We start from the raw sequence: 18155 nt of genomic DNA, 5'->3' as shown, positions 1-18155 counted from the left end.
TGCATTCAGCACCCGCCGAAGCCCTCAGCCGTGGTTCAGGTTCGGGATCGTTGCTTTGAGGCAACGATCCCGAACCGGAACCACGACGGACCAGTCCATCGGCCGGCCGCCAGCACTCAACCAGGCAGCGCTCAGCCGCTCAGCCCGCCATTGCTCACCCCAGGGTCGCGGGCCTGTCCCAGGCGTACCCCAGCACGTGCTGGTCGACGAAACCCAGCACCGTCTCGTACCAGACCTGCGCATTGCCGCGGCCCATGATCCAGTGCGCCTCATCGGGGAAGAACAGGAAGCGGTGCTGTGTCTTCCCGGTGGCGTCCAGCGGCGTCCGCGATTTCGTCAGCAGATCGAACCACAGTTCCTGACCCTGGGCGATCGGCACCCGGTAGTCCCGGTTGCCGTGCGTGATGAGCATCGGCACCTCGATCCGCTCGCAGTACCGGTCGGCCGAGTACGTCTCGTACTGCTCACCCATCCCTCGGTCCCAACTCGAATTGTCCGAGGTCCGCGACTTGTGCTTGGCGCTCCACTGCGCGGCGTGGGTGACGATGCACTTGAACCTGTCCCCCGTCTGCCCTGCCACCCAGTTGGCCATATAGCCGCCGTAGGAACCGCCCAGCAGAGCTGTGGCGACCGAGTCTACATCCGGGCGGTCCCAGGCCGCCTGCGCCAGGGCCATGATGTCGGTGAACGGGCTCCCGCCGATCTCCTGCTGGCCACGGTCGATGAAGTCCTGGCCGTACCCGGTGGAGATCGCGGGGTCCGGCAGCAGCACCGCGTATCCGGCGGCCAGGAAGGGGCCCGGATTCCAGCGGAAGGACCAGGCGTTCCACGAACCCCACGGTCCGCCGTGGACGAAGACCAGCAGCGGGTGCGGGCCGGCGCCCTCCGGCAATGCCAGCCAGGCCCTGATCGTGGTCCCGTCGGCCGCCGTCGCCCGGACCTCGTCCAGGGCACCGGGCAGGCGCAGGGCGGTGGCGGGGTTCGGCAGCCGGGTCACGGCACCCGTCGCCGGGTCGATGCGCACGGGCAGCGGCGCCTCGTCCACGGCCGAGGCCGCTGCCACCAGGGACGCCCCGTCGCCTGCCGCGGTCGCCGGCAGAACCTCCAGCCCGGAGAACGAGTGCCGCCCCTCTAGCCCTCCTGCCAGCCGGCGCGGCGCTTCCTCGTCCACCCCGCCGATCCACACGCTGCCGCGCCCGTGATCGTCGCTTGTGGCGACCAGCGTGTGCTCGTCGAGCCACACCGGATCGAACCAGAAATCGTGTGCCGGCCACAGCGGGGCCACAGCTGCCGTTTCCAGGTCCGCGAGCAGCACCTGCGCGCCCAGGCTCTGGTCCGGCGTCCAGCGCGATTCCAGCGTGAGCACGGCGCGGGTGCCAGCGGGTGAGATCTCCCCGGCCTGCACCGCATGGGTCGAGTCCCCGGCCAGCAGTAGCCGCGGCCGTGCGGCACCGGTCAGATCGACCAGGTGGACCTCGGAGGACTGCAGGTCGGTACCGCCGGTGGCCGCGCTGCCGATCGTGCGCTCCACCGTCACGAGCGCGCGGGTTCCGTCCGGGGCGGCCTTCCAGTTCAGCATCCGCCCGTGCGGCATCTGCGGATAGCTCAGCCGCGACACCTCGGGCGCAGCGGGGTCGATGACGGCCAGGACCTGGCGCGCGGGCCCCAGATCGGCGTTCCAGTAACGGGTCGGGAAGCCCTCGTGCATGATCGCAGAGACCTTCGCGTCCTTGCGCTCGGCACTCAGCGCCACGTGCTGCTCCTCGGTGGACGCCCCGGTGTGCAGCGGAACCTCGGCGATCACGGAGTCCCCACGCACCTGCAGTGCGGTGAACCCGCCGGGGTGCACTGCCACGAGCCGGGCCTCGCCCCTGGCGGGCAGGACGAACAAGGCCGGATCGTCCGGCGTCGTGCCATCGGCGCCCTGGCGCTTGGCGGTGAAGTAAACCAGTCCGTCCGCGCCCGCTGCGACGGCTCCGACCGAGGCCGGGGGCCGGACCAGCGCGCGCACGCCGGTCGTCGCGGCGGCATCACCCCTACCGGACGGGGCTGCGGGAGCCGGGGCGGGGTGCTCGATGGTGCCGGCCACGGCCTCGGGGTCGATCTCGACCAGCCGGGTGGCATAGGCGGAACCGGCGGCGTCGAGCCCGGTGACGGTCGCATAGAGGCGGCCGTCGGGGCCGGCGATGAGCCCGCCCAGCCGGTCCGCATCGAGCATCCGGGTCGGGTTCGCGAGCGCTCCGGGCACCGGCGACGTATTCTGTGAGCTATCAGGCATGTGATTCGAATCATCTGACATACTGCGAGCCTATCCCGGAGCACCCACCGCGGCTTTAATTTAGGCTTGAACTATATTTGCGACAGTCCGAAGTCCGAGGAGGAACCATGGCAAACGGCGCATACGTCGAACCCGAATACAAACGCGATATGTCCTACATCACCGACCGGATCGTCACGGCCGACACCGCCGCGGACCTACAGGCCGACCCCGCCGCAGCCTTCGCGGACCCGGAGTCCAGCCACCTCTGGCCCGTCGCGGCCGGCCGCTACCGCCTCGTGGCCGCCCGCGCCTGCCCCTGGGCCAACCGCACCATCATCGTGCGCCGCCTACTGGGCTTGGAGGACGCCATCTCCCTGGGCATGCCGGGGCCCACCCACGACGCGGATTCCTGGACCTTCGATCTGGACCCGGGCGGTCTGGACCCCGTGCTGCGAATCCCCCGCCTCAAGGACGCCTACGAGGCCAGGCAGCAGGGCTATCCGCGCGGCATCACCGTGCCCGCCCTGGTCGAGGTGTCAAGCGGCAAGGTCGTGACCAACGACTTCCCGCAGATCACCGTGGACTTCTCCACCCAATGGCGCGAGTTCCACCGCACCGGCGCCCCCGATCTGCTGCCGGAGGAATCCGCTGCGGAAATGCTCGAGATCAACGACAGGGTGTTCCGCGATGTCAACAACGGGGTCTACCGCTGCGGGTTCTCCGGCTCCCAGGCAGCCTACGAGTCCGCCTATCAGCGCCTGTTCGCGGCCCTGGACTGGCTGGAGGAGCTCCTGGGCGAACGCCGCTATCTGCTGGGCCATCACATCACGGAGGCCGATGTCCGCCTCTTCACCACCCTGGTTCGCTTCGACCCGGTGTACCACGGACACTTCAAGTGCAATCGGCAGAAGCTCAGCGAATTCGACAATCTGTGGGCCTACGCCCGCGATCTGTTCCAGACCCCGGGCTTCGGCGACACGATCGACTTCGTGCAGATCAAACGGCACTATTACATCGTCCACACGGACATCAATCCCACTGGGATCGTGCCGGCCGGACCCGATCTGTCCAATTGGGGCGAGCCCCATGGCCGGCAGGCCCTGGGCGGTTCGCCCTTCGCACCGGGGGCCTCGGCTCCGGGACCCGTGCCGGAGGGCGAACGCGTCGATCCCGCACACAATCCGTTCATCGACCCGGCCACCGGCCTGGTCTCCCTTTAAAAAGTTCCACTACGACCCGAAATGTCGATATATCGGCATTTTCGGCCAAAATCGACAATTCAGGTTGTAGTGGAACTCTCCAGAACAGCGCAGATCGGCTCAGCGGCGGGCGGTGACCACCGTGAAACGCCGGTCGCGGGCCCACTGATCGGCCTGGCCGAATACCCGCGTGATCACAGCGCGGTGGCGCAGCACCGAGTTGAACACGCAGACCAGGGTGCCACCGGGCTTGAGCAGGCGGTGGGCGGATTCGATCATCCGCCGGGCCGGGTCGACGGTGAGCTTGGCCCCGTCGTGGAACGGCGGGTTGAGCAGCACCAGGTCGAAGGACCCGTCGGCCAGATCCGCGCCCGCGTCACTCTGCACGACCCGCGCGGCAACCCCGTTGGCGGCCAGCGTCGCCCTGGTCGATTCCACCGCGAATTCGGAGATATCCACGCCCACGGGTTCCCTGGGGTCCAGCAGCCGGGTGGCCGAGGCCAGCAGCCAGCCATTGCCACAGCCCAGATCCAGCATCCGGTCCTTGCCGCGTTCGGCCAGGTCCGCGCGGTGATCTGCCAGGGCCTGCACCAGCAGAGCCGAACCGGCATCGACCGAGGTCCCGCCGAAGGTGGCGCCGTGCGCCAGGACCGTGAAATCGCCCAGTTCCTCGGTCGGGCTGCGGCGCACCGACGACTGCGGGAACTCGGTGGGCGCCGGCAGTCTGTCGGCGGGCTTGGGATCGGAGCCCACCAGCATGCGCGACTTCGCCACGCCCGGGACCACGTCAACGGTGTCGAAGAACTTCCCGAGTTCGGTGTTCAGGGTCCGGCTCATGTGCTTCTCGCGGCCCACCAACATGAGTTCGAGGGCCACCGGAACCACCAGCTGCAGGTATTCGCGCAGCGCCAGCAGGGCCTTGGGTGCGGTCATCAACACCCGGTAGCGGGTGGGGCCAGCGGCTGCCACGAAGGACTTCAGGTCCTCCACGCTTTCGATCCGATGGGCGTCGACCAGGGGGAAGTCGGAGACTTCGTCCTGGAATACCGACACATCGGTCTTGCCCAATACCTGGGCCACACGGATCAGCGCACCGTCCTCATCGTCGTCGATGACCAGGAAGGGGTGCGATTGCCATTCGGCCTGCCGGGAGCCGGGGCGGCCGGACAGATCCAGCTGTCCGCTGGTCCGGCCGGCCAGGTATTCCTGGGTCAGTCGCGCCTTGGGGTATCCCGCCGGCCATTCCGGGTACGCCCTGCCCATGGCGAAGCTACTGGCTCCGAGGATTTTCGGTTCGGGAAGAAGAGACTGCGGCATACGACCATGGTAATCAGGCCCCCTACCTGGGGAAACCAAGGCAAGGAGCCGCTACGGCATATTGCCAAGCCTTTTGCGATAAAACAGAACGCCCCGGAAGGTACGGGACCCGTAGGGGTTCCGCACCTTCCGGGGCGCGCCGGGCTGCCGGGACTCAGGCGTCCAGCAGCTGCAGCATCAGCTGCGCGGTTTCGGACGGGGTCTTGCCGACCTTGACGCCCGCGGCCTCGAGGGCCTCCTTCTTCGCTGCGGCGGTGCCCGAGGAGCCGGAGACGATGGCGCCGGCGTGGCCCATGGTCTTGCCCTCCGGAGCGGTGAAGCCCGCAACGTAGCCGACGACCGGCTTCGTGACGTTCTCCTTGATGTACGCAGCGGCGCGTTCCTCGGCGTCGCCGCCGATTTCGCCGATCATCACGATGGCCTCGGTCTCAGGATCGTCCTGGAAGGCCTGCAGCGCATCGATGTGCGTGGTGCCGATGACCGGGTCCCCGCCGATGCCGATCGCGGTGGTGAAGCCCAGGTCCTTGAGCTCGTACATCATCTGGTAGGTCAGCGTGCCGGACTTGGAGACCAGGCCCAGCTTGCCCTTCTTGGTGATGGTCGCCGGGATGATGCCGGCCAGGGATGCCTCCGGCGAGATGATGCCGGGGCAGTTCGGGCCGATGATGCGGGTCTTGTTGCCGGCCTTCTGGGCGTACGACCAGATCTGCGCGGAGTCCTGCACCGGGATGCCCTCGGTGATGATGACCAGCAGGCCGATGCCCGCGTCGATGGCCTCGAAGGCGGCGTCCTTGGAGAACGCCGGCGGCACGAAGGCAACCGACACGTCGGCACCCGTGGCCGCCATGGCCTCGGCCACGGAGGCGAACACCGGGAGTTCGACGTCGGCGCCCGTTGCGTCCTTGTGGCTGACGGTCGTGCCGGCCTTGCGGGCGTTGACGCCGCCTACGACCTTGGCACCGGCGGCCAGCATCCGCGCGGTGTGCTTGGAGCCCTCGCCGCCGGTGATGCCCTGGACGATGATTGTGGAATCCTCGTTAAGGAAAATCGACATGTTTTCTTCCTCTTCTCAGGTCTTACTTGGCGGCCAGTTCGGCGGCCTTGTCGGCGCCGCCGTCCATCGTGTCGACCAGGGTGACCAGGGGGTTGTTGGCGTCGGCCAGGATCTTGCGGCCCTCATCGACCGCATTGCCGTCCAGGCGCACGACCAGCGGCTTGGTGGCCGCGTCGCCCAGGATCTCCAGGGCCTTGACGATGCCCTTGGCGACCTCGTCACAGGCGGTGATGCCGCCGAAGACGTTGACGAACACGCTACGCACCTGCTCGTCGCCCAGGATGACGTCCAGCCCGTTGGCCATGACCTCGGCATTGGCGCCGCCGCCGATGTCCAGGAAGTTCGCCGGCTTCACGCCGCCGTGCTTCTCGCCCGCGGAGGCGACGACGTCCAAGGTGGACATGACCAGGCCCGCGCCGTTGCCGATGATGCCGACCTGGCCGTCGAGCTTGACGTAGTTGAGGTCCAGCTTCTTGGCCTTGAGCTCCAGCGGGTTCTCCGCGGAGATGTCGCGCAATTCCTCGTGGTCGGGGTGGCGGAACGCTGCGTTGTCGTCCAGCGACACCTTGCCGTCGAGCGCAACGATGTCACCGGCGCCGGTCTTGACCAGCGGGTTGACCTCGACCAGGGTGGCGTCTTCGCCCACGAAGACGATCCACAGGCTCTGCAGCACAGGGATCAGCTTGGCGACGGTGTCCGCGTCGAAGCCGGCCGTCTCTGCGATTTCCCGGGCCTTGGCCTCGTCGATGCCGTCGATCGGGTCGACCGCCACGCGGGCCAGGGCCTCCGGGCGCTCTACCGCCAGCTGCTCGATCTCCATGCCGCCCTCTTTGGAGCACATGGCCAGGTACGTGCGGTTCGCACGGTCGAGCAGGACCGAGAAGTAGTATTCCTCGGCGATGTCGGCACCTTCGGCGATCATGACCTTGTGGGTCGTGTGGCCCTTGATGTCCATGCCCAGGATGTCCGTGGCGCGCGCCTCGGCCTCCTCCGGGGACTTTGCGACCTTCACGCCGCCGGCCTTGCCACGGCCGCCGATCTTGACCTGGGCCTTGACGACGACAACGCCGCCACCCAGTTCTTCGGCTGCCGACTTCGCTTCGGCGGGGGTGGTGGCGACCTTTCCGCGTAGCACGGGCACGCCGTGCTTTTCGAAGAGGTCGCGGGCCTGATACTCAAAAAGATCCACGTGTCTTCCTTACGTTTAGACGTCGGTGGGTATCACCTACCGGGTAATACTCTAAGCCCTTGGGCGCGCGGGCCAGGAGTCCGGCCCGTGAGCCGGACCACTACATCCCGTAGAATAGTCGGAGTCTCCCTGAAGCTTCATATACGAACATTCGATCAGCAAAGGGATTTCATCAAGATTCTTTGTTGGCAAGTATCTTGATCACAAGATACTATTTCCCCATGGAATCCACGCAGGACGAGGTCGATCGCATTGTCGGATCCTGGCGCCGCGAGGCACCGGGATTGGACGTCACACCCATGGAGGTGCTCTCCCGGGTGTCCCGCCTGGCCCGCCAGCTGGACCTGGCGCGCAAGTCGACCTTCGCCGCCTACGGTCTGGAGCTGTGGGGCTTCGACGTGCTGTCCGCCCTGCGTCGTTCCGGTTCCCCCTATGAGCTGTCGCCGTCGGCTCTGATCGGCGAGATGATGGTGACGTCGGGGACCATGACCAACCGGATCGACCGGCTGGTCTCCCTGGGCCTGGTCGAACGCCGCCGCTCCCCCCATGATCGACGCGGGGTCCTGGTGCGCCTGACGCCGGCCGGACTGGAACGCGCCGAACACGCCCTGGCCGATCTACTGGTCCAGGAGACCGCGCTGCTCGACGACCTCACGCCCGCCCAGCAGGCCAAGCTGGCAAGCCTGCTGAAGACCCTGGCCCTGGGCTTCGAACGCCCGGCCGAGGACTGACTCCGCTGGGATCCACCACCTCCGCGGGCACACGCCCCGCGGGCCCCGTAACCGGGCCGGGACCTCGCGGTCGGCGGGCGGATAGACTTGGCCCCGACCCAGCTCCGCACTTCCCCTAGGTTGAAGGTTTCTCATGTTGCGCTCCACCTCGTCGGCACAGACCGGCCGCCTCACCCGGGTGCTGGCCGCCTGCACCCTGGGCCTGTCCATCTGGGCCCTGGCCGGCTGCCAGACCGCCGCGGGCGAACGCCCCAAGGGTCAGCCGACCCCCGTCGTCGACGACACGATCTCGGTCAGCCCCGAACCGGCGCAGACCGTCGCCAAGCCCTCCGGCACCCCGGAGGTGGCCCTGGTCGACACCACCCCGGGCGGGGCGCAGAAGTCCGATCCACTGTGGCAGGCCCTGGCCAAGGCCGCCGAATCCGGGAATCCGGCCTATTTCAAGGTCTATGTCCACGTCGGCAATCCCCCGGCGGCCAAGGGTTCCGTGACACTCACCTCCGATACCCCAGACAGCGTCAGCGTCACCGTCGACGCCGCCGCCGTGCACAAGCAAAAGGCCGCGCAGTTCTACCTGTTGCAGGGCACCTTCGACGTGTCCAAGACCGCGGAATCGGCCTACTCACTCAAGACCAAGAGCACCGATGAGATCAAGGGGCTCAACCCTTCGGGGCCGGCCGCAGCCGAACGCTGCAGCAGCGACGATGCGATCGACCGGATCCAGCAGGCGGCGGACACTCTGGCGGACAATCCCTCCAAGCGCGAGGAACTGCGCCTGCAGTGGGCCGCCTCCCCCGAGGTCTGGTGGGGTATCCAGCTGACCGCCGAGAGCCTGCGGGATTCCAATGGCGATGCCGCGGGCGACTATCTGACCGAGGCCTGCGAACCCTATCTGCCCGACGACGAGGGCGGCGAACAGGGCGAGGACTAGCCGCGCCCGGCACAGCTGCAGGCGATACGGCTAGGGGCGGCACAGCTGCGGGCGACGCCCGGCCCCGCTAGCCCCGCTGTGCCGCTTCGTCCTGGCGGGCCAGTTCCGCCTCGTAATAGCGCACCGTGGCCGGCAGGAAGGTGCCGACGAGCACCAGTGCCGCCGGCACGATGACGATCAGGCCCGCTGCAAGATTGCCCAGCACCCCGGAGAACCCGGTGAGCACCAGTAGCACCTGCCAGGCGGTCGAGGCCGGACGGGCCCAGCGGGCACAGCGGGAGAAGGCCCTGGCCATCGCGGCGATACCGGCGCCCAGGATGATGAACATCACGGCCAGGGCCAGCGTGCTCGCCAGGTTCTGCGCTCCAGTGGCCAACTCCAGGACGATCAGCGCGATGGCGAACACGATCATCTCGGCGGCCTCGAGCAGCAGTCCGGTCAGGGCCAGCCTGGCGGTGCCGGGCAGCCGGCGGCGCACCCGGGCGTCCGCGGCGCGCTTCGCCTGCTTGCCGGCGTGCACCTGGGCCGGCGTTCGAGTGGCAGCCGTCGCCTTCTTCCGCAGTTCGAGCCGGCGGATCCGCTCCGCACGGCTCAGCCCGGGCTCATCGGGGTCCGGCAGACCGGCCGGATCCTGCGGGTCGGACGGCTCCTGCGGGCCGGCGGGATCGGAACTCACAGCTCCACCCGTTCGAACCCGGGGATGACGACGTCCTCGAGCAGCCGCTCCCTCTCGTCCAACGGGGCGAAGGCGGCCGAAAGCGCATTGGCGGTGGCCCATTCGAGGTCGTCGAGGTCCCAGCCGGCGTGATCGACCAGCCCGCGCATCTCGCGGGAGACCGAGGTGGCCGACATCAGGCGGTTGTCCGGATTGATCGTCACCGCATACCCCAGGTCCTTCAGGCCCGTGATCGGGTGCGACGAGATGGACCGAGCGGCACCGGTCTGCACATTGGACCGCGGGCAGACCTCCAACGGAATCTGCTGGTCGAGCACCCAGGCGGCCAGCCGGCCCAGGGAGCCCTGGCCGTCGACGACGTCCATGTCCTCGACGATGCGCACCCCGTGGCCGATCCGCTGGGCGTGGCAGGCGGTGATGGCCGAGTGCAGGCTGTCGAGGCCCGCGGCCTCACCGGCGTGGATCGTCACCGGCATGCACTCGGAGTGGAGGTAGTCGAAGGCGCGCCGGTGGTCCGCCGGCGGGAAGCCGTCCTCGGGCCCGGCTATGTCGAACCCGGCCACCCCGGTGTCGCGGTGGCGCACGGCCAGTTCCGCGATCGCCAGGGAATTGTCGTTCTGGCGCAGCGCGGTGAGGACCTGGACGGTGTTGAGCACACGGCCGGCCTCGGCCACGATCGCCTCTCCCTCGTCCAGGCCCCGTTCCACGGCGGCCACAGCGGCGTCCAGGTCCAGGCCCGCGCGCAGGTGCTGTTCGGGTGCCCACCGGACCTCGGCATAGCAGCAGCCGTCCGCGGCGGCGTCGATGACGTATTCGCGGGCCACCCGGGTCAGCGCATCGGCCGTCTGCATGACCGCCACCGTGTGTTCGAAGGTCTGCAGGTACTTCACCAAGTCGCCGGAGTCTGCCGTCTTGCGGAACCACTGGCCCAGTGCGGGCGCATCCGCGGTGGGCAGTTCGTGGTCCACCGCCGCGGCCAGTTCGATGATGGTCTGCGGTCGCAGGGCCCCATCCAGGTGGTCGTGCAGCGACACCTTGGGCAGGGCCAGGATCGGGTCGTGCGCGTCTACGCCGGACGGCGCGGGAAATAGCTCGGTATCCACATCCCCAACTCTAGCCGCCTCGGCCCGCTCAGCCGCCCAGGTGGGCCAGGGCGATCGCCGTATAGACCCGGACGGCCACGGGAAGGGCCGCCTCGTCGACCAGGTAGTCGCCCTGGTGGATGTCGAAGGTGTGCCCGCCGGGGGTGCGCGTGCCCAGGCGGATCAGCGCGCCGGGGCAGTGCGTGAGGTACCACGCGAAGTCCTCCCCGCCCATGGACTGCGGGGTCAACTGCACGCTGGACGAGCCCAGTTCGGCGCGGATCGCGGCCTCGGCCACGGTCACCTCGTCCTCGGTGTTGACGGTGGGGGGCGAACCGCGGCGGTGCTCCAGGTGGACGGTGACGCCGTAGGGCCCGGCGATCCGTTCGACCAGCTCGGGCAGGACCTCGGCGACCTGGTTCCAGCCGTCCACGTCCAGGGCCCGCAGGGTGCCGTTGAGGGTGCCCTCGTCCGGGATCGCGTTCGGCGCGTGGCCGGCTTCGATATGGCCCCACACCAGGGAGATCGCATGGCGCGGGTCGATCAGCCGCGACAGGGTCGAGGGCAGGTCGGTGACCAGTTTGCCCAGTGCGTAGACCAGGTCCTCGGTCAGATGCGGGCGCGAGGTGTGGCCCCCGCGGCCATTCAACCGGATGTTGACGGTGTCACCGGCGGCCGTGATCGGGCCGATCCGCGAGCCGACCTTGCCCACGTCGACATTGGGGTCGCAGTGCAGGGCATAGCAGCAGGGCACATCGTCCAGAACGCCCTGTTCGATCACCCGCATCGCACCCGAGGGAGTGACCTCCTCGGCCGGCTGGAAGATCAGGCGCACCCGCCCGCCCAGGCCGCCGGGCCGGCTCCGCTCGATGCGATCCAGCACCAGGGCAGTGCCCAGCAGACTGGTCAGATGGACGTCGTGGCCGCAGGCGTGGGTCACGCCGGGGGTGGTCGAGGCGAAGGGCGTCCCGGTCAGATCGTCCAGCGGCAGCGCGTCGATATCGGCGCGCAGTGCCACCTTGAGTTCGCCGGTTCCCACCTCGACCACGGCGCCGGTGGGCTCGAGCCGACGCGGGGACAGCCCGGCGGCCTCGAGCCGGGCGACGATCGCGTCCGTCGTGGCGAATTCCTGAAAGGACAGTTCCGGATGGGCGTGGACGTTGCGGCGGAACTCCACCAGCTCGTCGAGCAGGGGCGCCAGCTCTTCTTCAATCAATGCGTTCGGTCCTGTGGGGCTATCGGGGGCGGCGGGGCGCACGGGGTGCGCTGGATATTCCGATCCTACGCCGAGGCCGCGCCCGGGTGCCCCGGTGCTGTCACCGGGCGCAACCTCGGCCCGGGGCGCTCGCGCCCGCGAGTTACCGACCCGCCGGGCGGCGGGTCGGAGCGCCACGGCGGCTACAGCACGTCCGGGCGGCCGGTTTCGCGCAGCGTCTCGACGACGCGTTTAACACTCTGCGCGTGCGTGCGCGAGGCGACCAGCAGGGCATCGCCGGTGTCCACGACGACCACGCCCTCGAGGCCGACCACGGCCACCACCTTGGGCTGGTCGGTCATCACGATGCCCGAGGACTCGACCTCGACGACCTGCGCGCCGGTCTGAGAGGAGATGAGTTCGACCTTCGTCTGCTCGCCGGCGATCGGCTGGCGCAGCTTGGCCACCGAGTCGAAATCACCGACGTCGTCCCATCCGAAGTCACCCGGCACCACGATCACGCGGCCGGCCGCGGCGGCCGGCTCGGCCACCACGTAGTCGATCGACTTCTTCTCCAGCCCGGGCCAGACCTCGGCCAGTACCGCCGTGCGCTCCGGGGTGTCCCAGGCATCGGCGATTCGACGCAGGGCCGTGCGCAGGTCCGGCGCGTGTTCGGCGAACAGGTGCAGCAGCGCATCGGCGCGGGCGATGAACATTCCGGCGTTCCAGCGGTACCGCCCGGAATAGGTGTACTTGCGGGCCACGGAGGCGTTGGGCTTCTCCACGAAGGCCTTGGCGCGCCGTGCGGTCGGGGCGCCGGGCAGGTCCAGCACGGGGCCCGTCTGAATGTAGCCGTAGGCCGTCGAGGGGAAGGTGGGCGTGATCCCGATCGTCACGATGTCCCCGGTGGCGGCCGCCGCGACGGCCTGTTCGATCACGTGCTGGAATTCGCAGGCGTTGGTGATCGAGTGGTCGGCGGAGAAGGATCCGACCACCGCTTCGGGGTCGAGGTCGTGGATGAGCATCGCCGCCAGGCCGATCGCGGCCGCCGAGTCCCGGGGCGAGGGCTCGCTGACGACCCGGTCCGCGCGCAGGCCGGGCAGCTGCTCGCGCACCGCGGCCACATGCGCATCCCCGGTGACGACCCAGGTGTGCGCGGGATCGACCAGCGGCTCCACCCGGTCCCAGGTCGCCTGCAGCAGGCTGCGGCCGGTCCCCAGCAGATCGTGGAGGAACTTCGGCGAGGACTGGCGCGAGAGCGGCCACAGGCGCGTGCCCGACCCGCCGGCCGGGATGATGGCATGAAGATTGGCGATCATAAGTCCATCCTTACACACGTGAATACGTAAGATCCCGGAATGCCGCGCGCCCCGGTCCGCCGGGCCCCGGCCCGATACCTCTGCAGGGTGATTTGGACAGCTGAATTCGACGCGTTGTAGAATTACGGCACAGCCCGAGCACGCCCCGGATCACAGCCCTCGCAACACACGCCGACGGGTACACGGGCGGCGTCCGAGCGCATTTAGAGAACTGGTTCGTGCGCTATTTATGGTTTTGAGACGATCCGTCTTAAGAAACCAAGCAAACACCCAGCGTTTTCGCAGTTGGCAGGCGACGCAGATCTCCTTTGGCTCCGCTAACTGGAATGCGCTAAACCCAGGGCGTACCTTCACGGAGTAACCAACCTTTCTGACTCTCCTGGAGGATCCCGTGGCTAAAGCGTCGACGGGCACCCTGTACCGAGGACATGAGGGGATGTGGTCCTGGGTCGCACATCGCGTCACGGGCGTCGGCATCTTCTTCTTCCTGCTGGTCCACGTGCTCGACACTGCACTCGTTCGCGTCTCGCCTGAGGCATACAACGCCGTTATCGGCACCTATAAGACCCCGTTGATGGGTCTGGGCGAAATCGTTCTTGTCGCAGCCATCGCATACCACGCGTTCAACGGCCTGCGCGTCATCATCGTCGACTTCTGGAAGGGCGGCCCCAAGAACCAGAAGAAGCTCTTCTGGATCATGATGGTCGTTTGGCTGATCATCATGATCGGCTTCGTTCCCCGCCAGCTCATCCACACGTTCGGAGGCTGATCCACGTGACGACGACAATTCCGGCACCGCGGACCGAGTACAACCGCCACAAGGCAACCCGCAGCAAGTTCGAGATGTTCGCATGGCTGTTCATGCGCGTCTCCGGCGTGCTGCTGATCGTCCTGATCTTCGGCCACCTCTTCGTCAACCTCTGGATGGGCGAGGGCGTTCACGCCATCGACTTCGGCTTCGTCGGCGGCAAGTGGGCCAATCCGTTCTGGCAGATCTGGGATCTGGCCATGCTGTGGCTGGCCATGCTCCACGGCGCCAACGGTGTGCGCACCATCATCAACGACTATGCGGAACACACCGGCACCCGGAATGCACTGCAGATCATCCTGGTGGTCGCCGCGGCGATCATCCTCATCCTGGGCACGCTCGTGATCTTCACGTTCGATCCGTGCCCCGCCGGTGCCGATCCCAGCCTCGTCGCCAGCTTCTGCAAGGCCTGAGGCCCGGACCAAAGTTTCGCAAGGAGAATAATCACCTATGCAGGTACATGACTACGACGTCGTGATCGTCGGTGCAGGTGGCGCCGGCATGCGTGCGGCCATCGAATCGGGGCAGCGGGCGCGCACGGCGGTTCTGACGAAGCTCTACCCCACGCGTTCGCACACCGGCGCGGCCCAGGGCGGCATGTGCGCCGCGCTGGCCAACGTCGAAGAGGACAACTGGGAATGGCACACCTACGACACCATCAAGGGCGGTGACTACCTGGTCGACCAGGACGCCGCCGAGGTCATGGCCAAAGAGGCCATCGACGCGGTTCTCGACCTGGAGAAGATGGGCCTGCCCTTCAACCGCACCCCTGAGGGCAAGATCGATCAGCGCCGCTTCGGCGGCCACACCCGCGAACACGGCAAGTCGCCCGTGCGCCGCGCCTGCTACGCCGCGGACCGCACCGGTCACATGATTCTGCAGACGCTGTACCAAAACTGCGTCAAGCACGGCGTGGAGTTCTACAACGAGTACTACGTGCTCGACCTGATCATGACCGAGGTCGACGGCGTCAAGCGCCCCGCCGGCGTCGTGTCCTATGAACTGGCCACCGGCGAAGTCCAGATCTTCCGTGCCAAGTCCGTGGTCTTCGCCACCGGCGGCTTCGGCAAGATCTTCAAGACCACCTCGAACGCCCACACCCTGACCGGTGACGGCGTGGGCGTGGTCTACCGCAAGGGCCTGCCCCTGGAGGACATGGAATTCTTCCAGTTCCATCCGACGGGCCTGGCCGGCCTGGGCATTCTGCTGTCCGAGGCCGCCCGCGGTGAGGGCGCCGTGCTGCGCAACTCGGACGGTGAGCGCTTCATGGAGCGCTACGCCCCCACCATCAAGGACCTCGCCCCGCGTGACATCGTGGCCCGGTCCATCGCCAACGAGGTCCGCGAGGGCCGCGGCTGTGGTCCCAACAAGGACTATGTGCTGCTGGACCTGACCCACCTGGAGCCCGCGCACATCGACGCGAAGCTGCCGGACATCACGGAGTTCGCCCGCACCTACCTGGGCGTGGAGCCCTACACGGAGCCCGTCCCCGTGTTCCCCACCGCTCACTACGGTATGGGCGGCATCCCGACCAACATCGGCGCCGAGGTCCTGCAGAACGCCACCGACATCGTCCCCGGCCTCTACGCCGCCGGCGAATGCGCCTGCGTGTCCGTGCACGGCTCGAACCGCCTGGGCACGAACTCGCTGCTGGACATCAACGTGTTCGGCAAGCGCGCCGGCGTGGCCGCAGCGGAATACTCCAAGACCGCCGATATGCCGGAGCTGCCCGAAGGCGCCGCCGACTTCGTCATCGACATGGTCGAATCCATGCGGACGTCCAACGGCACCGAATCGGTCGGCCAGATCCGCCGCGAACTGCAGGAGACCATGGACACCAACGTCCAGGTGTTCCGCACCGACGAATCTCTGCGCACCGCGCTGGCCGACATCGAGGCCCTGCGCGAACGCTACAAGAGCGTCGGCATCCAGGACCGCGGCAAGCGCTACAACCTGGACATGCTCGAGGGCGTCGAACTGGGCTTCCTGCTGCAGATCGCCGAGGTCGTCATCGTTGCAGCCCTGCACCGCAAGGAATCGCGTGGCGGTCACGCCCGCGAGGACTTCCCCAAGCGTGATGACGTCAACTTCCTCAACCACACCATGACCTACCGGGATGAGGATTCCGTGGCCGAAGGGGTACCCGGCATGCGCCTGGGCACCAAGCCCGTCGTCATCACCCGGTACCAGCCGAAGGAGCGTAAGTACTGATGACTGCAAATCCTGAATCCGCGATCGCGGAGCCGGCTTCCAAGATCGAGCTGCCCTCCCACGTCTCCGGTGAGGGCGGCGAGATCCCGTCGTTCGACTGCACCTTCAAGATCGCCCGGTTCGATCCCGAACAGGATTCGGAACCGCACTGGGAAGAGTACAAGGTCACAATGTACGGCACGGACCGCGTGCTGGACGCCCTGCACAAGATCAAGTGGGACATGGACGGTTCGCTGACCTTCCGCCGGTCCTGCGCGCACGGCGTGTGCGGCTCCGATGCCATGCGCATCAACGGCCGCAACCGCCTGGCCTGCAAGACCCTGCTGAAGGACCTGGACACGTCCAAGACCATCACGGTCGAGGCCATCAAGGGCCTGCCGCTGGAAAAGGACCTGATCGTGGACATGGAACCGTTCTTCCAGTCCTACCGCGAGATCATGCCCTTCCTCATCACCTCGGGCCACGAGCCCACGCGTGAGCGGCTGCAGTCGCCCGAGGACCGGGCGATCTTCGACGACACCACGAAGTGCATCCTGTGCGCATCGTGCACCTCGTCGTGCCCCGTGTTCTGGACCGACGGCCAGTACTTCGGTCCGGCCGCCATCGTCAACGCGCACCGTTTCATCTTCGATTCGCGTGACGAGGGCACCGACCTGCGCCTCGAGGTGCTCAACGACAAGGAAGGAGTGTGGCGCTGCCGCACCACCTTCAACTGCACCGAGGCCTGCCCCCGTGGCATCCAGGTGACCAAGGCCATCTCGGAGGTCAAGCAGGCCCTGCTGGCCCGCGCCTTCTGATCGCCTGATCCACCCGTGCCCACAGGCGCGGGTGGCTCCACAAATGCACGTGTGGCCCGAAAACTCATGAGTTTTCGGGCCACATCTGTCTTTGTGGAGCCACTCGGGTGGTTCTCGAGTTGGGTGCCGGCGAGTGGGTTTCGGGGCGCGCCGGGGCGGGTTCGAACGCCCGGACGCCACCCCGTCCTAGACTCGGGGACGTGAGTCTTCCCCCTTACACACAGCGCAGCCATGTCCGCTCCGACCCCGCCGCCGAGGCCCCTGCCGCCACCCGCGGCACCCGCACCTCGAGTAGCGCCGCCTCGGACACCGGCGGACTCTCTGCCCGTGACACGTCGGCCCGCCGCGGCCTGGCCTGGCTGGCCGCGTGCCTGGCGACCGCGATCGTGCTGGTCACCGGTGCCGTCCACGCCCCCGATCCCGCCGAGGCCGCCAAACCTCGCGGTGTGCCATCGGTCGATGCCAGTTCGTACATCATCGGCAGTCTGGACACGGGCAACGTCCTGGCCGCGCGCAATCGCAACGACCAGATGCGTCCGGCTTCGACGCTGAAACTGCTGACCGCGCTGGGCCTGGCCGATTACTACAAGGACAAGAAGACCCGGATCAAGATCAGTAAGGCCACTGCAGGGGTCGAACCGACGAAGATCGGCGTCAAGGCGGGCTACTCCTACACCGCCGACCAGCTGTTCCACGCGATGCTCATCATGAGCGCCAACGACGCCTCCCAGGCCCTGGCCCAGGGTGCGGGCGGCACCAAGAAGGCCATGGCGATCGTCAACGCCAAGGCCAAGCAGATCGGCATGAAGAACACCGTCGCGAAGACCCCCAACGGTCTTGACGCGCCCGGCCAGCACGTCACCGCCAAGGACATGATGGTTCTGGCCAAGCACTTCACGCAGAACAAGTACCTGATGAGCGTGGTGAAGAAGACCTCGTACACCTTCCCGGGCGGGGTCAAGTACAAGACCAAGGGCGGCAAGCAGGTCGTATCCAAGCGCTCGGGCTCGCAGAAGATCTACTCTCACACCAAGATCGCCGGCTTCATCAAGGGTGGGCAGGGCCTGAAGAACGGTTGGACCTCCAAGGCCCTGGGCACCTTCGTGGCCGTGGCCAAGCGCGGTGGCAAGAGCTATGTCGTCGTCATCCTGCATTCATCGGACCAGCCCCGCCGCCCGGCGATCGACATGCTGGACTGGGCCTTCACCCACAGGTCCGCCAGCGTCGGCAAGGTCGACTTCAAGAAGCTCGAGCAGAAGCCCAAACCGAAGCCGAAACCGAAGCCCACCCCCACGCCGTCCAAGGCGCCGACGCTCTCCCCGGGGACCACCGACGACAATGCCGGACCCAACCATCTGACGGGCGGTGTCTCCCAATAATCCGTCC

Annotated in this window: 16 protein-coding genes; 8 read left to right on the top strand and 8 right to left on the bottom strand. The window is 67.5% G+C overall.

The annotated features are described in order from the left end of the window. Positions 1 to 154: 154 nt before the first annotated feature. Positions 155 to 2248 carry an alpha/beta fold hydrolase gene (locus tag NQ038_RS10080; RefSeq protein WP_257057541.1) on the bottom strand — a complete coding sequence of 698 codons (2094 nt, stop codon included), beginning with the start codon at positions 2246 to 2248 and terminating at the stop codon, positions 155 to 157. 137 nt (positions 2249 to 2385) lie between these two features. Here NQ038_RS10080 and NQ038_RS10075 point away from each other — a divergent pair, with 137 nt between their 5' ends. Then, positions 2386 to 3480 carry a glutathione S-transferase family protein gene (locus tag NQ038_RS10075; protein WP_257048628.1) on the top strand — a complete coding sequence of 365 codons (1095 nt, stop codon included), beginning with the start codon at positions 2386 to 2388 and terminating at the stop codon, positions 3478 to 3480. Between the two features lie 99 nt (positions 3481 to 3579). Here NQ038_RS10075 and NQ038_RS10070 read toward each other — a convergent pair whose 3' ends face one another. From NQ038_RS10070 to sucC, 3 genes are all read right to left on the bottom strand, one after another. Beyond that, positions 3580 to 4776, bottom strand: coding sequence for a class I SAM-dependent methyltransferase (locus NQ038_RS10070; protein WP_257048627.1), 1197 nt, complete (start codon positions 4774 to 4776; stop codon positions 3580 to 3582). Between the two features lie 154 nt (positions 4777 to 4930). Further along, positions 4931 to 5830, bottom strand: a complete 900-nt coding sequence (gene sucD, locus NQ038_RS10065; protein WP_257048626.1) for a succinate--CoA ligase subunit alpha — start codon at positions 5828 to 5830, stop codon at positions 4931 to 4933. Positions 5831 to 5852: 22 nt separating this feature from the next. Next, entirely contained in the window at positions 5853 to 7019 is a 1167-nt protein-coding gene (gene sucC, locus NQ038_RS10060) for an ADP-forming succinate--CoA ligase subunit beta (RefSeq protein ID WP_257048625.1), read from the bottom strand. A 221-nt stretch (positions 7020 to 7240) separates the two neighbouring features. On the opposite strand from sucC, the gene NQ038_RS10055 reads away from it, so the two are divergent. Both NQ038_RS10055 and NQ038_RS10050 read left to right on the top strand, forming a co-directional pair. Next, on the top strand, positions 7241 to 7750 hold the full coding sequence (locus NQ038_RS10055) for a MarR family winged helix-turn-helix transcriptional regulator (protein WP_257048624.1): 510 nt from the start codon (positions 7241 to 7243) through the stop codon (positions 7748 to 7750). Positions 7751 to 7883: 133 nt separating this feature from the next. Next, entirely contained in the window at positions 7884 to 8681 is a 798-nt protein-coding gene (locus tag NQ038_RS10050; protein ID WP_257048623.1) for a hypothetical protein, read from the top strand. Between the two features lie 67 nt (positions 8682 to 8748). On the opposite strand, the gene NQ038_RS10045 is transcribed toward NQ038_RS10050, so the two are convergent. From NQ038_RS10045 to NQ038_RS10030, 4 genes are all read right to left on the bottom strand, one after another. After that, on the bottom strand, positions 8749 to 9357 hold the full coding sequence (locus NQ038_RS10045) for a hypothetical protein (RefSeq protein WP_257057542.1): 609 nt from the start codon (positions 9355 to 9357) through the stop codon (positions 8749 to 8751). Then, positions 9354 to 10460 (bottom strand): adenosine deaminase, encoded by a 1107-nt coding sequence (locus NQ038_RS10040; protein WP_257057544.1) that lies wholly within the window; start codon positions 10458 to 10460, stop codon positions 9354 to 9356. The genes NQ038_RS10045 and NQ038_RS10040 overlap by 4 nt, the downstream gene beginning before the upstream one ends. Positions 10461 to 10488: 28 nt before the next feature. After that, positions 10489 to 11655 (bottom strand): amidohydrolase, encoded by a 1167-nt coding sequence (locus NQ038_RS10035; RefSeq protein ID WP_257057546.1) that lies wholly within the window; start codon positions 11653 to 11655, stop codon positions 10489 to 10491. A gap of 182 nt (positions 11656 to 11837) precedes the next feature. After that, entirely contained in the window at positions 11838 to 12953 is a 1116-nt protein-coding gene (locus NQ038_RS10030; RefSeq protein WP_257062529.1) for a mannose-1-phosphate guanylyltransferase, read from the bottom strand. Positions 12954 to 13344: 391 nt separating this feature from the next. Between NQ038_RS10030 and sdhC the strand changes: the two genes are divergently transcribed. From sdhC to NQ038_RS10005, 5 genes are all read left to right on the top strand, one after another. Continuing rightward, positions 13345 to 13722, top strand: coding sequence for a succinate dehydrogenase, cytochrome b556 subunit (gene sdhC / locus NQ038_RS10025; protein WP_257048618.1), 378 nt, complete (start codon positions 13345 to 13347; stop codon positions 13720 to 13722). Next, the gene (locus NQ038_RS10020) at positions 13722 to 14174 is read left to right on the top strand and encodes a succinate dehydrogenase hydrophobic membrane anchor subunit (RefSeq protein WP_257048633.1); all 453 of its coding nucleotides are present in this window, start codon (positions 13722 to 13724) and stop codon (positions 14172 to 14174) included. Before sdhC ends, NQ038_RS10020 begins: the two co-directional genes overlap by 1 nt. 37 nt (positions 14175 to 14211) lie before the next feature. Further along, the gene (gene sdhA / locus NQ038_RS10015; protein WP_257048617.1) at positions 14212 to 15972 is read left to right on the top strand and encodes a succinate dehydrogenase flavoprotein subunit; all 1761 of its coding nucleotides are present in this window, start codon (positions 14212 to 14214) and stop codon (positions 15970 to 15972) included. Further along, complete coding sequence (locus NQ038_RS10010; protein WP_257048615.1) at positions 15972 to 16769, top strand: succinate dehydrogenase iron-sulfur subunit; 798 nt, start codon at positions 15972 to 15974, stop codon at positions 16767 to 16769. Before sdhA ends, NQ038_RS10010 begins: the two co-directional genes overlap by 1 nt. A gap of 200 nt (positions 16770 to 16969) precedes the next feature. Then, positions 16970 to 18148: a serine hydrolase gene (locus NQ038_RS10005; protein WP_257062528.1), complete on the top strand. Its 1179-nt coding sequence runs from the start codon at positions 16970 to 16972 to the stop codon at positions 18146 to 18148. The last annotated feature ends 7 nt before the right edge of the window (positions 18149 to 18155 follow it).

This window comes from Brevibacterium sp. 50QC2O2, from assembly GCF_024580675.1.
Taxonomy (GTDB): domain Bacteria; phylum Actinomycetota; class Actinomycetes; order Actinomycetales; family Brevibacteriaceae; genus Brevibacterium; species Brevibacterium moorei.
Note: the sequence above shows the minus strand (reverse complement) of the source record. Positions and strands in the feature narration are given on the sequence as shown.

What these genes read in the sequence shown, in the direction of transcription:
- sdhA (WP_257048617.1), top strand. Translation starts at nt 14,212, where the DNA reads ATGCAGGTACATGACTACGACGTCGTGATCGTCGGTGCAGGTGGCGCC.
- NQ038_RS10075 (WP_257048628.1), top strand. Translation starts at nt 2,386, where the DNA reads ATGGCAAACGGCGCATACGTCGAACCCGAATACAAACGCGATATGTCC.
- NQ038_RS10070 (WP_257048627.1), bottom strand. Translation starts at nt 4,776, where the DNA reads ATGCCGCAGTCTCTTCTTCCCGAACCGAAAATCCTCGGAGCCAGTAGC.
- NQ038_RS10050 (WP_257048623.1), top strand. Translation starts at nt 7,884, where the DNA reads ATGTTGCGCTCCACCTCGTCGGCACAGACCGGCCGCCTCACCCGGGTG.
- NQ038_RS10030 (WP_257062529.1), bottom strand. Translation starts at nt 12,953, where the DNA reads ATGATCGCCAATCTTCATGCCATCATCCCGGCCGGCGGGTCGGGCACG.
- NQ038_RS10010 (WP_257048615.1), top strand. Translation starts at nt 15,972, where the DNA reads ATGACTGCAAATCCTGAATCCGCGATCGCGGAGCCGGCTTCCAAGATC.
- NQ038_RS10055 (WP_257048624.1), top strand. Translation starts at nt 7,241, where the DNA reads ATGGAATCCACGCAGGACGAGGTCGATCGCATTGTCGGATCCTGGCGC.
- sucD (WP_257048626.1), bottom strand. Translation starts at nt 5,830, where the DNA reads ATGTCGATTTTCCTTAACGAGGATTCCACAATCATCGTCCAGGGCATC.